The sequence below is a fragment of the Seonamhaeicola sp. genome (genome assembly GCF_028281565.1).
In the GTDB taxonomy this organism is placed as follows: Bacteria; Bacteroidota; Bacteroidia; order Flavobacteriales; family Flavobacteriaceae; genus Seonamhaeicola.
Map to the genome: position 1 here is coordinate 181,068 of NZ_JANQJQ010000047.1, position 13,166 is coordinate 194,233.

The 13,166-nt window shown below is 36.6% G+C and carries 13 protein-coding genes; 6 read left to right on the forward strand and 7 right to left on the reverse strand.

Going from position 1 to position 13,166, the window contains the following annotated elements:
- Positions 1-28: 28 nt before the first annotated feature.
- Positions 29-532, reverse strand: a complete 504-nt coding sequence (locus tag Q0983_RS20365; RefSeq protein ID WP_299557083.1) for a MarR family transcriptional regulator — start codon at positions 530-532, stop codon at positions 29-31.
- A 110-nt stretch (positions 533-642) separates the two neighbouring features.
- Here Q0983_RS20365 and Q0983_RS20370 point away from each other — a divergent pair, with 110 nt between their 5' ends.
- Positions 643-1,845, forward strand: coding sequence for a carboxypeptidase-like regulatory domain-containing protein (locus Q0983_RS20370; RefSeq protein WP_299557085.1), 1,203 nt, complete (start codon positions 643-645; stop codon positions 1,843-1,845).
- Here Q0983_RS20370 and Q0983_RS20375 read toward each other — a convergent pair whose 3' ends face one another.
- Entirely contained in the window at positions 1,846-2,625 is a 780-nt protein-coding gene (locus tag Q0983_RS20375; RefSeq protein WP_299557087.1) for a hypothetical protein, read from the reverse strand. It lies immediately after the preceding gene.
- Between the two features lie 58 nt (positions 2,626-2,683).
- Between Q0983_RS20375 and Q0983_RS20380 the strand changes: the two genes are divergently transcribed.
- The gene (locus Q0983_RS20380) at positions 2,684-3,616 is read left to right on the forward strand and encodes an aldo/keto reductase (protein WP_299557089.1); all 933 of its coding nucleotides are present in this window, start codon (positions 2,684-2,686) and stop codon (positions 3,614-3,616) included.
- Between the two features lie 6 nt (positions 3,617-3,622).
- Here Q0983_RS20380 and Q0983_RS20385 read toward each other — a convergent pair whose 3' ends face one another.
- The 3 genes from Q0983_RS20385 to Q0983_RS20395 all read right to left on the reverse strand — a co-directional run bounded on the left by Q0983_RS20385 (position 3,623) and on the right by Q0983_RS20395 (position 7,538).
- The gene (locus tag Q0983_RS20385; protein WP_299557091.1) at positions 3,623-5,665 is read right to left on the reverse strand and encodes a M3 family metallopeptidase; all 2,043 of its coding nucleotides are present in this window, start codon (positions 5,663-5,665) and stop codon (positions 3,623-3,625) included.
- A 150-nt stretch (positions 5,666-5,815) separates the two neighbouring features.
- The gene (purE, locus tag Q0983_RS20390; RefSeq protein WP_299557093.1) at positions 5,816-6,298 is read right to left on the reverse strand and encodes a 5-(carboxyamino)imidazole ribonucleotide mutase; all 483 of its coding nucleotides are present in this window, start codon (positions 6,296-6,298) and stop codon (positions 5,816-5,818) included.
- An 85-nt stretch (positions 6,299-6,383) separates the two neighbouring features.
- On the reverse strand, positions 6,384-7,538 hold the full coding sequence (locus Q0983_RS20395) for a 5-(carboxyamino)imidazole ribonucleotide synthase (RefSeq protein WP_299557095.1): 1,155 nt from the start codon (positions 7,536-7,538) through the stop codon (positions 6,384-6,386).
- A 135-nt stretch (positions 7,539-7,673) separates the two neighbouring features.
- Here Q0983_RS20395 and Q0983_RS20400 point away from each other — a divergent pair, with 135 nt between their 5' ends.
- The 4 genes from Q0983_RS20400 to Q0983_RS20415 all read left to right on the forward strand — a co-directional run bounded on the left by Q0983_RS20400 (position 7,674) and on the right by Q0983_RS20415 (position 11,203).
- A complete protein-coding gene (locus tag Q0983_RS20400; protein WP_299557097.1) occupies positions 7,674-8,783 on the forward strand; it encodes an adenylate kinase in 1,110 nt (369 codons plus the stop codon).
- Positions 8,784-8,867: 84 nt separating this feature from the next.
- Positions 8,868-9,866 (forward strand): GTPase ObgE, encoded by a 999-nt coding sequence (obgE, locus tag Q0983_RS20405; RefSeq protein WP_299557098.1) that lies wholly within the window; start codon positions 8,868-8,870, stop codon positions 9,864-9,866.
- Between the two features lie 256 nt (positions 9,867-10,122).
- On the forward strand, positions 10,123-10,644 hold the full coding sequence (locus Q0983_RS20410) for a DUF4136 domain-containing protein (protein ID WP_299557100.1): 522 nt from the start codon (positions 10,123-10,125) through the stop codon (positions 10,642-10,644).
- 4 nt (positions 10,645-10,648) lie between these two features.
- Positions 10,649-11,203, forward strand: a complete 555-nt coding sequence (locus Q0983_RS20415; RefSeq protein ID WP_299557102.1) for a DinB family protein — start codon at positions 10,649-10,651, stop codon at positions 11,201-11,203.
- Between the two features lie 13 nt (positions 11,204-11,216).
- Here the strand turns inward: Q0983_RS20415 and Q0983_RS20420 are convergent, their stop codons facing one another.
- Together Q0983_RS20420 and Q0983_RS20425 are read right to left on the reverse strand one after the other, a co-directional pair.
- A complete protein-coding gene (locus tag Q0983_RS20420) occupies positions 11,217-12,602 on the reverse strand; it encodes a M64 family metallopeptidase (protein ID WP_299557104.1) in 1,386 nt (461 codons plus the stop codon).
- Positions 12,602-13,111, reverse strand: coding sequence for a hypothetical protein (locus tag Q0983_RS20425; protein ID WP_299557106.1), 510 nt, complete (start codon positions 13,109-13,111; stop codon positions 12,602-12,604). The genes Q0983_RS20420 and Q0983_RS20425 overlap by 1 nt, the downstream gene beginning before the upstream one ends.
- Positions 13,112-13,166 lie beyond the last annotated feature (55 nt).

Genomic DNA, 13,166 nt, shown 5'->3' on the forward strand with positions numbered 1-13,166 from the left:
AAAAATTGAAAGTTATATTTAAATTTTTTTACTTAATGAGTTTTATTAACGATTTAGTCACCCAGTTTTGTTCCTGGGTAGCAATTTTATTTAATAAAGAATCTGCTGTACCGGCCAGGTCATGTAATGCTTTAGTCTGTTTAATAAGCTCTTTAGTTTTAGCGGTTCCATCATCTTTAATAGAACTTACTTCTTTTAAAGTTTTAATAACTGGTTTTATTTCTCGTCTACTTCGTTCTTTAGCAATGTGTCTTGCCAGTTCTTCAACATCTTTTTCGGTAGTAAAGAATTCTCTACGTTCGCCTGGAACTAATTCTTTAGTAACAATGCCCCAGTCCATTAGCTGACGTAAGTTCATACTGGTATTGCCCCTGGAGATTTTAAGTTCCTCCATGATGTCCTCCATCGAAAGCGGTTTCGTAGAAATAAATAACAAGGCTTGTATCTGTGCCATGGCCTTATTTATACCCCACATAGATCCTAGGCTTCCCCAGGTACTAATGAACTTTTCTTTGGCTTCTTCGTAATTCATATAACAAAGATATAATTATTTTCTAAACTTTCAATAATTTTTGAAAGTTTGTTGTAAAAAGCTTTTTTTCGTATCCTTATTTCAAAATAATTAAACAATTTAAAATGTTATTGAAAAAGTGCATTATAACGAGATCATGTTTAGTTTTAACAATATTGTGTTGTTATATCGGATTTTCACAGAGTAATACGGTAGAAGTTGATGGCGTAGTGCAAGACGGATCTAACAATCCGGTGCCTTATGCCAACATTACATTTACAAATAAGTATAAAGGGACCATGACCAATGAAGATGGGGCTTTTTTATTGGAAATTTTTAAAAGTGAAGTCAACGATTCTTTAGAGATCAGTTGCATGGGGTATGAGCCCGCAAAAGTTAAAATTAGCGACTATTTAAGTCAACCGGAAAAAGTAATTCGACTTAAAGAAAGCATTGTAGAGTTAGACGAGATAAAAATTTTGTCGCCGGTTGAATACGTTCAAAATGCTTTGAAAAACTTAAAGAACACCACGATTAGTAAGCCGCATCAACTTACCTTGTTGTATAGAAGAGCGTCCAGTGAAGAGAAAAAGGCCCGGTTTTTTGTAGAGCACTATATGAAGATCTTAGATAAAGGGCCATCGGCTATGGAAATCATAGCTATTGAAGTTATGGAGGGGCGAAAATCTGCCGATTACAGGTTTTTTAAGAAAAAAGAATTCAGGCATTCCGTGGTTCCTATGACCATTCGTAATCCCGTCAGGCAACACTTACCCATGAAGAAAATTACCTGGAAAAAAGTTGGAGACACCTCCTATGATGGTGAAGATGTGGTGATTATTGAAGGCAGACCTCCTAAGGGAGCATACAAATATATGGCCAATGGTCAGCCTTTTAAACTTTATATAGGTGTTGATACTTATGCTATTTATAGAATTGAAAACGAGGCAAATAATTCTTTATATGTGTATAAGAAGCATAAAGATGGCAGGCTTTTTTTAGGATATCATAGCAGACAATGGACCTCTCAGGAAAAGATTTCGACCGAGCTTCAAAGGCGATTGGGAAAAGGTATAAACCAAATTCAGGCGACTTATAAGCATGAAGTTTTTGTTTTAGATATTGAAACCGATAGAAAAAGAATGCGTGTTAGACATCAGGAAGCAGCTCCAAAAACCGATATGGCTGATTTAAAAGTACCTTATAATGCTAATTTTTGGGCCAATTTTGTAGCACCGCCGGACACCAAATATTTTAAAGCTATTAAGGCAGAATTAGAATCTAATTTTGGCGTGCCTTTAGAAAAGCAATTTTTATATGCCAATAAGGAGTAATTATTTTATTTGAAGATGTATATGGTCGTCATGCCTTACGGCCTGGCAACCGTGAAACCTGATTTTGTTTTCCGAAGATAAACCCAGACGTTCCTTAAGATAAGGTTCAATAAAGATCTTTTCGGTTTTAGGCGAAGCTAACAATTGAAGTATTAAAGCTTTTGTTTTATTTCGATCTAATTCTAAATCATTGATAGTCCCGAAAGTTAAATATTTGGGGAAATCATATTGCCAGTAGCCATTGTTTAAGCAGTTTTCTGAAGTTTCCATATGGTCTACAACATAGGCACCGTAACCTGAAACCGATGGTTTCTTATTTGTTGAATTTCCGTTTTCGTCTAAATACATAAATGAAATATCTACTTTTTTGCCGTCGTTATGGCTTAGGTGAGGGAGTAAAGGAAAGCCGTCAAAGAAGGGAAAATTAGCATCAAGATAGGTAATTCTTATATCTGATTTATACAATACATGTAAGGCATGTTCTAGTTCAACTTTTAATCTAGGTTTAACATAATTTCTAAATAATAAGGGATAGACTATATTTTTTGATCTTAATTCAGAATTGAAAACTGGTAATGCCTCTCTGCCAAAACTTTTTGCAATTGGCGGAATTATCAAAATATTGAAGATCAAATATAAAATTGGAAATAGGTAGCGTTTTTTCTTTTTGAATCTGGCTGAAATAAATAAGGCTAGCAACCACAACAAACCACCTACCTGGGTTAACATGGTCAGCAATAAGATAAATAGTAGGTGCACCAGTATTTTTACCAACTTCATAAGTGTTAAACGTATAAATAGTAAACATATTTAAAGTATTTTTCATTAATTTTAGAATGTGATCTATAAGGAATACAATAGAAGGGACGTTTTAAAGTTATCCGGGCTTGCCGGACTGGGAATAGCCTTGTCTCCGTTATTGTCGTCATTCAATTTTAAGGACCCTATGTTACAGAGAAAAATTCCTTCGTCCAATGCGTTGCTGCCGGTAATAGGTTTGGGTACATGGCAAACTTTTGATGTTGGTAATTCCGGTTCAGATAGAGAGCGATTGAGTCAGGTTTTAGTTGAGATGAATAAATTAGGAGGGCGGGTTATAGATTCTTCACCCATGTATGGCAGTTCTGAACATGTAGTAGGAGACTTAACTCAAAAAGCTGATTTTAAAAATAATTTTTTTTACGCAACTAAAGTTTGGATAAGTGGAAGGGAAGCGGGCATTAATCAAATGCAGAATTCGTTTAAGCTAATGCAACGCCAACAGATGGATTTAATGCAAATCCATAACCTGGTGGACTGGAAAGTCCATGTAAAAACACTTAGAGATTGGAAAGCAGAAGGAAAAATTAAATATTGGGGCATTACACATTATACCGATAGTTCACATCAGCAATTAGAAGAGGTCATTAAAGCTGAAAAACCGGATTTTGTACAGTTCAATTATTCTATTTTATCACGTCATGCGGAAAAATCGTTGTTTGAAACCATTAGAAAACACAATACAGCGACTTTAATTAACAGGCCTTTTGAAACCGGCAGATTATTTAGAGCCACCAAAGGAAAAACCATTCCAACCTGGGCTAAAGACTATGACATCAATAGTTGGGGACAATTCTTCCTGAAGTTTATCCTATCGAACGAATTAGTGACCTGCGTAATCCCCGGAACTTCCAAACCCCATCATATGATTGATAACATGATGGCAGGTTATGGCAAATTACCAGACCTAAAGGTTAGGGAAAAAATGTATAGCTATATTAAATCGCTATAGAAGCAATTACTTTTTAATTAACCCGGCACGTTTTAGTAAAGCCTCTGGCTTTGGTTCCTGACCTCTGAAACGCTTATAAAGTGTCATTGGGTTTTCCGTGCCTCCTTTAGAAAGGACATGATCCTTAAATTTATAAGCAACCTCTTTATTGAAAATACCGGCCTCTTTAAAATATTCAAAAGCGTCAGCATCTAATACTTCTGCCCATTTGTAACTGTAATAACCTGATGAATAACCACCCTGAAAAATATGAGCGAAAGCAGTACTCATACAGTTATCTGCAACATCAGGGTATAATTGGGTATTGCTAAAAGCTATGGTTTCATGTGCTTTAACAGAAGAAATAGTTTCAGGATTATCAACTGAATGCCAGCTCATATCCAACAACCCGAAGCTTAACTGGCGTAAGGTTTGCATCCCTTCATGAAAGGTAGCGGATTCTTTGATTTTTTCAACCAATTCCATAGGGATAAGTGCTCCGGTTTCATAATGTGTGGCAAATAATTCTAGAGCTTCCTTTTCGTAGCACCAGTTTTCCATGACCTGGCTAGGTAATTCCACAAAATCCCAATATACACTGGTGCCTGATAAACCCGGATAAGTTGTATTGGCTAACATACCATGTAATGCATGACCAAACTCATGGAACAAGGTGGTTACTTCATTAAAAGTTAAAAGCGAAGGTTTACTTTTAGTGGGTTTGGTAAAGTTGCAAACAATGGAAATATGGGGCCTGGAGTTTTCACCGTTTTTAATGTATTGCGGTTTGTATACGGTCATCCATGCACCATTTCTTTTTCCCGGTCTTGGGAAAAAATCGGCATAAAATATCGCTATAAAATCGCCATCAGCATTGGTTACTCTGTAGGTTAAAACATCTTCATGATATTTATCAATAGTGTCAATTTCTTCAAAGTTTAAATCGAAAAGCTTGTTTGCAACTGTAAAAGCACCATCAATTACGTTTTCCAGTTTAAAATAAGGTTTTAGTAACTCATCATCTAAACTAAACAGCTTTTGTTTTAGCTTTTCGGAATAGTAAGCACCATCCCATTTTTGAAGTTGATCCAAACCATCTGATTCTTTAGCAAAGTCACTTAAGTTTTTAAACTCACGTTGGGCAGCAGGCTTTGCTTTTTCTAACAGTTCGTTTAAAAACCTGGTGACATTTTCAGGTATTTCTGCCATACGCTCTTCCAAAACAAAATGTGCATGGGTTTTATATCCTAAAAGATTAGCCCGTTGGTGCCTTAGGGTTACAATGTCCAATACGATTTTTTGATTGTCTAAATCGTCATTTTTAAATCCTTTACTGCCTGCGGCCAAAGCCATTTTTTTTCGTAGGTCACGATTATCGGCATAGGTTACAAAGGGAATATAACTTGGATAATCTAAAGTGAATAACCAACCTTCTTTCTTTTTTGCTTCCGCTAATTGTTTAGCGGCTTCTTTAGTACCTTCAGGTAAACCGGATAAATCGGATTCATCTGTTATGAGCATTTCAAACTTGTTGGTTTCTGCTAAAACATTTTCGCCGAATTTAAGCTTCAACTGACTTAATTTTTTATCAATCTCTCTGAGTACTTCTTTTTTATCTTCCGGAAGGTTGGCGCCGTTTCTTGAAAAGCTTTTATATTTTTTATCAAGCAACGTTTGTTGTTCTACCGTTAAATCTAATGCGTCTTTAGCATTGTAAACCGATTTAACGCGCTTAAATAAATCTTCATTTAGAGTAATGTCATTACTGAATTCTGAAAGTAAAGGCGACACTTCCTGAGCTATTTTTTGGATAGTATCATTCGTTTCGGCGGAATTCAAATTGAAAAAAATACTGGAAATCCTGTCCAATTGTTCTCCTGAAAAATCTAAAGCTGCAATGGTGTTTTCAAAAGTAGGCGCTTCAGAATTATTTATAATGGCGTCAATTTCTGTTTTGGCATCATCTATAGCTTCTTTAAAAGCCGGTAAAAAATGGCTGTCTTTTATCTTTGAAAAAGGCGCTGTATTGTAAGCTGTTTCAAAAGAATCTAATAATATTTTATAGGACATGTTATGCGAAATATGTTAAAGTTTTAATTTACTATGCATACATAATAAATTTTTTATATTTTAGCGGCTGAAAAATTTTAAGAGTGACTAACTCATAAAGGATTATATGTTAATAGCTAAAAACCTCGAATCAAAAATTCGAGGTTTTTTTCATTGTAAATCCTTAGCAGATTCGTTTACCTTAATTTTTAAACCTTCTTTGTAGGCAACTATCTTATCCAGTACACAGGAATCATTAGAGCCAATAATTTGAGCCGCTAAAATACCGGCATTTTTTGCGCCGTTTAATGCCACTGTTGCAACAGGTACGCCTCCGGGCATTTGTAAAATAGATAATACCGAATCCCAACCATCAATGGAGTTGCTACTTTTTACCGGAACGCCAATTACCGGAAGCGGGGAAAGCGATGCAATCATGCCCGGTAAATGGGCTGCACCACCGGCACCGGCAATAATAACGGCAAAGCCCCTGGTGTGAGCATGTTTTCCGTAATCGAATAGTTTTTCCGGAGTTCGGTGTGCCGAAACAATGTCTACTTCTACTTCAATATCAAAACCTTTTAAGATGTCAATCGCATCTTGCATAACAGGAAGATCACTTTTGCTTCCCATAATCACGCCTACTTTACTCATAAAAATTCAAATTTTAAATTCCAAATTCCAAATTCCAAGTCATCCATATTAAGCTTTTTGGTATTTGGTATTTGTTTCTTGTGATTTACTCACTTATAACTTCAATAGATTTTTTTACCTTTTCAGCAACACGCCTGGCTTCATTTAAATCTTCATTAACTATAGTTACATGTCCCATTTTTCTAAAAGGCCTGGTTTGTTGCTTTCCATAAATATGCGGTGTCACGCCTTCCATGCCCATAATGGCTTCAATATTTTTATAAACTACATTTCCGGTATAACCTTCGGCTCCAACCAAGTTTACCATAACACCGCCAACTTTACTGTCTGTTCTGCCCAAGGGTAAATCTAAAATGGCTCTGAGGTGTTGTTCAAACTGTGATGTATAGCTTGCCTCTATGGTTTGATGCCCTGAATTATGAGGTCTTGGGGCTACCTCATTCACCAAAATAGCATCATCTTCGGTTTGAAACATTTCTACAGCCAATAATCCAACATGATCAAACGCTTTTGATACTTTTAAAGCTACAGCTTCCGCTTTTTTCGCAACATCATCATCAATTCTGGCAGGACAAATGACATATTCTACCTGATTGGCCTCCGGGTGAAATTCCATCTCAACAACCGGATAGCTTTTTATATCTCCCGATGCATTTCGGGCCACAATAACAGCCAATTCGTTTTTAAAGGGGACTAAGTTTTCAGCAATACATTCCACATTAGGCAAACCTTCCAGATCATCAACAGATCTTACAATTTTAACACCTTGTCCGTCATACCCGAACTGGGTGCTTTTCCAAACGAAAGGTAGTGATAATCCTCCATGATTTATAGCTTCTTTAATTTCAGATGTATAAGCAAATCGTGAAAACGGGGCCGTTGGAATGTCATTATCAATATAAAACAACTTTTGTTTTGCCTTGTTTTGGATGGTTCTTAGCGTTTTAGAAGCAGGATACACTTTAATACCTTTTTTTTCCAAAGCTTCCAGAGCATCCACATTCACGTTTTCAATTTCAATGGTCAGTACATCTACTTGTTTGCCAAAATTGTAAACCGCATCGTAATCCATTAAATCGCCCAGTGTAAATTCGTTACAAGCCATTTTACAAGGTGCTTCCTTACTGGCATCCATTACCGAGGTATAAATATCAAACTTTCTTGTATTATAAAGCAGCATTTTTCCTAATTGTCCGCCACCAAGAATTCCCAGTTTAAAATCAGAAGAAAAGTAGTTCATCAATATTTTTTTTCAGAAACTGTTTTAAGGTTATGCAAAAATACACTTAAATATGAATTTTGGTTCCAAAACGTAATTCAAAAATCGTAATTCGTAAATCATTTAATTATCTTTGCAGCCTAAAACAAGTTTAGGGTGATAAAATTACACGACAAATATTTTAAGCCATTCATTTCTGCGGAACAAATTGATATGGCCATCGATACATTGGTTGAGGAGATCTCGACTGATTTAGGAGATGAAGTTCCGGTGTTTGTGGGTATTTTAAATGGGTCATTCATGCTAACCAGCGACTTTGTGAAAAAGTACCCAAAACCATGCGAAGTTACTTTTATAAAACTGGCTTCCTATGAAGGGTTAAAGTCTTCTGAAGATATTCAACGTTTAATCGGACTAACCCAGGATCTTACCGGAAGAACAGTAATCATTTTAGAGGATATTATTGATACCGGCAAAACACTGGCAGAGGTACATCGTATTTTTAAGAATGAAAAAGTAAAAACGCTAAAAATAGCAACACTTTTTTATAAACCCGAAGCTTACAAAAAAGACTTTAAATTACATTATGTAGGTATTGAAATTCCTAATAAATTCATAGTAGGCTATGGGTTGGATTACGATAATTTAGGAAGGGATCTGCCGGAAGTATATCAAATAAAAGAAACACAACACATGACAAATTTAGTGCTATTTGGCCCTCCGGGAGCGGGGAAAGGAACGCAAGCAGAATTTTTAAAGGAAAAATATCACCTGGTACATATTTCAACAGGAGATGTTTTCAGGTACAACATAAAAAATGAAACCGCTTTAGGGATGCTGGCAAAGTCCTATATGGATAAAGGGGATTTGGTTCCTGACCAGGTTACTATTGATATGCTTAATGCTGAAGTTGAAAAGAATGCTGATGCTAACGGATTTATTTTTGACGGATTTCCGCGTACCGATGCACAGGCTAAGGCATTAGATGAACTAATGGATAGTAAAGATTCTGCTATAAGTGCCATGATTGCGCTTGAAGTTGATGATGAAGTTTTGGTACAGCGTTTATTGAAAAGGGGGGAAACTAGTGGAAGAGCTGATGATGCCGACGAATCTATTATTAGAAACCGCATTACGGAGTACTATAAAAAAACAGCTATTTTAAAAGATTACTACTCGGCACAGGATAAATACTTTGGCGTTGATGGTGTAGGCAGTATTGAAGAGATTACAGAGCGTTTAAGTGCGGTTATTGATAACTTATAGTTTGTCATTCCTGCGAAGGCAGGAATCCACTTGTTCTATAGCTTTAATTTAAAAGATTCCCGCCTTCGCGGGAATGACAAAATCATGACCGAAGGCAATTTCGTTGATTATGTAAAAATTTATGTGGCGTCCGGAAACGGGGGTAAAGGATCTGCGCATTTACATAGGGAAAAATATATTGCCAAAGGTGGACCTGATGGTGGTGACGGTGGTCGTGGCGGTCATGTTATCCTTAGAGGGAACTCTAATCTATGGACACTTTATCATCTTAAGTTCAAAAAGCACATTCGGGCGGGTCATGGGGGACATGGAAGTAGCAGCAGAAGCACGGGGGCTGATGGTGAAGATGCTTATATTGATGTGCCTTTAGGTACCGTGGTCAGGGATACCGAAACTAACCAGGTGATTTTCGAAATTACTGAAGACAAAGAAGAAAAAATCATTGTACAAGGTGGTAAAGGCGGACTGGGGAATTGGCATTTTAAATCCGCTACCAATCAAACACCGCGTTATGCTCAACCCGGTTTACCTCTTGAAGAAAAATATATTACTTTAGAATTAAAAGTTCTGGCAGATGTTGGTTTGGTAGGTTTTCCGAATGCCGGAAAGTCTACATTACTTTCGGTAATCACTTCTGCTAAACCAAAAATTGCTGACTACGAGTTCACTACTTTAAAACCCAATTTGGGTATTGTGGAATATCGGGATTTTCAAACGTTTGTGATGGCCGATATTCCCGGAATTATTGAAGGTGCTGCAGAAGGTAAGGGACTTGGTCATTACTTTTTACGTCATATTGAGCGTAACTCGGTACTGTTGTTTTTAATTCCGGCTGATGCCGATGATATTAAGAAGCAATATGATATTCTGTTAGATGAACTTCGCCGTTACAATCCTGAAATGTTAGATAAGGAGCGTTTGATAGCTATTTCAAAAAGTGATATGCTGGATGAGGAGTTGAAGGGAGAGCTTAAAGCAGAACTTGATAACGCGTTGCCTATTCCATATTTGTTTATTTCTTCGGTGGCACATCAAGGTATCCAGTCTCTTAAGGATACTTTGTGGAAAATATTGAATGACTAAGCTTCCCGTATTGTCATGCTGAACTCGATTCAGCATCTCATAATAGATCTGCTAACCAAGCAATGCTGAATATTTTAGATGATGCGAAGATTTAAACCTACAAGGTTGTGGAAACCTTGCAGGTTTTGTTAGTTAGTTTTATGGTCGTTTCTTAATGGCGTAATTTTTGATTAACTTAGTGAAACTTCAATTTTATAAATTGATTAGTTGAACTAATCCTGATGAATATTAGGATCTCATCAAAAAATTATTGAAAATGAAATCATTAAAAATAGTATTACTTGCTTTTCTCATAGTTGGTTGTGCGCCTATTAGAGTGAACTACGATTTTGATAAAACCACCGATTTTTCTAAGTACAAAAGCTATCAGTATTACGGCGATATGAAGACAGGTTTGAGTGCATTGGACACTAAACGCCTATTGGATGCCATAGATGCGAAAATGAGTGCCCTAGGGTTTAAAGTTTCTGACAATCCCGATTTTTTAATTGATATAAGAAGTGCTGAATTTCAGGGAGGACCACGTAACACGGTAGGTGTTGGCCTGGGCGGTGGTGGACGTAATGTGGGAGGCGGTGTTTCCATAGGAATTCCGGTTGGTCAGTCTAATGTAAGCCGACAGATCACTATTGACTTTGTAGATGAAAAGGGTAAAGGTCTGTTTTGGCAGGCCGTAAGTGAGTCTAGTTTTAACCCCAGTGCTTCACCTGAAAATCGCGATGAACGTTTAAAAGCAATAGTTGAAAAAGTACTTGTTAATTATCCACCTAAAAATTGAAGCCATGAAAAAAGTCTTAACTGCTCTGGTTTGTTTTACAATGACGCTGCCATTACATGCCCAACGTATAATAAAAGCAGAAGAGGGGTTTACACCTAATATAGGTGTTCTTGTTTCCATGTTAAATGACATGAAACAAAGAGTTGAATATACTGTGAAGGATTTAGATGTTGCATCAACAGATTTTTTATTGGATGAAAATGCCAACACCATAGGAACCCTCATTTTGCATTTAGCGGCTACTGAAAAGTTTTACCAGGTTTATACGTTTGAGGGCAGAGAGTTTAATGAAGAAGAACAAAAAGAATGGGGTATAAGAATGTCTATGGGGGAGGAAGCAAGAAAGCAATTTAAAGGGAAGCCTATTAGCCACTACCTGGATATTTTCAGTACGGTCAGGGAAAAAACTTTAGAGTATTTAAAAGGAAAAGATGATGCATGGCTGGCACAAACACCGGAAGGCTACAGAATGAATAACCATTGGTCCTGGTACCATGTCATGGAGCACCAATCCAGTCATTTGGGACAAATATTGTTGATCAAAAAAAGAATTCCCTAAAACTGAAAACAGGCTAATTTTTAATCACTTTTTTACTGGCAATCAACATATTATCAGCATAAATATTGGCCATATAAATTCCGGGGTTTAACCGGCTAATATTGATTTCGGAAAAAGCATTTAATTTGGCAGACTTAACTTTTTTACCGTCAAGACTCACCAGGTTAATACGTAAGTTCGAATGAACTTCACTTTCAATTTTAAAGTTTAACAATGTACTTGCCGGATTAGGGAACATGTCTATTTTAAACCTGTTTTCTTCGCTCAAAATATCGTCTATTCCCAATGACGAATAGTTAATGGTCCAGTTTACCGTATACACGTGAATGGTTTCGTGATTATCCACTTTTAAAAAGCTGTTATTATCGGTAACAACTACGCTTAACGTGTTTGCTCCATCATTCAAATCTGCTTCTAAAAGAGAAATAGCATCAACATCATTGGCGAAATTTGTACTATTTAAAGTCCATGTTCTTTCTAAATCCTTATTGGTTGGATGTAATAATGTCAATTCAAAATCTAACGGAAAACCGGGATTATTTACCGTATTTGAAACCGGTGTATAGGAATCAATTGGAGATACCAAATCGTGAATCCTTTCAATCATACCTTCTTTGCATACAGAACAAAAAGGCGATCCTAAATAGCGCATTTTACAGTTTTGATGCGGCCTGTTCCAGGTAGCAGGAGTACCGGAAGTCCCATAGGGGTAAATACCAATGCCATTAATACCAATCCAGTTTTTCCATTTCACCAAACTTGTACTGGTCTCCTGGGTCATGTTTATGGCTTCTGCTGCCAGGGCGTCACCGGGATAATATTCGTCTTTTAAATTGAAAAGGGAATGCCCCAATTCATGTATCGCAATTTCATTGGCACTGACGCCGGTTGAGGCAAACGGGTAAGTACCCCCACTTCCACCATATACATCAGAGTTTACTAAAATTAGAGCCTGGTCATAGCTTGGAAAATTATTTGCTAAAACGGTGCTTATTGTGGCGTAATCTGAGGAGTATAATAACCTGTGGTAACCAAAACTATCATATGAGGTGTTAAAATAGGTATCTGCACTTGTAATGGGTGAAGCCGGTTCGGTGACATCGGTAGCTGTTCCGGGATGGTCTGAGCCACTTTCATTGGAATCCACCTTAATGGCATATACATTAAAATAATTAGTGTATTCAGAAAAAGGCGACTGACTGAACATGTCATTTGTAAAGTTTGTGGCATCGGTAATAAAGTCTGAAAGTTCACTTGTCTGGTATCCTTCGCTTAAAATGACCAGGTTAATACGTTTATTATCATCACCTGAAATTTTAATGGGTTCCACATCAAAAATTTGTGCAAACCCAAAGTAAATGTTCGAAAGGATTAAAAGATATGTGATATAATGTCGCATTAATTAAGCTCGGTTTTGATCAGGGGTTTCGGCGTTGTATTTAACGTGTCTATTTCAGTGATTGAAATAGATGTCACACTGGGGTTTAATTGAAACCGCAAAGTGAATTGTGCATTATCCAGGTCAAGCTGTTTTACTTTAAAATGCTTCGACTCATCAACATATTCAATGGTTTTGAACAACGGGTTTTTAATGACAAAGCTTTCTATAGTATGTCCTTTTTTATCTAATAAATTACAGTTTAAGTCCCCATGAACGCCTTTTTTAAAGAAGTTGTTTTGTTTTAATGTTCCGTCTGCCTTAATTTTATTAATAAGTGAAATGCGCTTACTGCTATTATTCGTTTTTTCAATGGTGTAGTTTAAGAATAAAATTTTCGGATTGCTTCTGGCAACCATGTCTTTCTTGGTAACATTTTTGTTGGTTTTGCACGACAATAAAACCAATAAAACCAGTAGAAAGGTTGCTTTAGAAAAATGATGATATGTTATTTGGGGGCGTTTCATCATCACAAAAATAAATGATTTTTTTCATTTATAGTTTTACAGAAATATGTAGATCAAA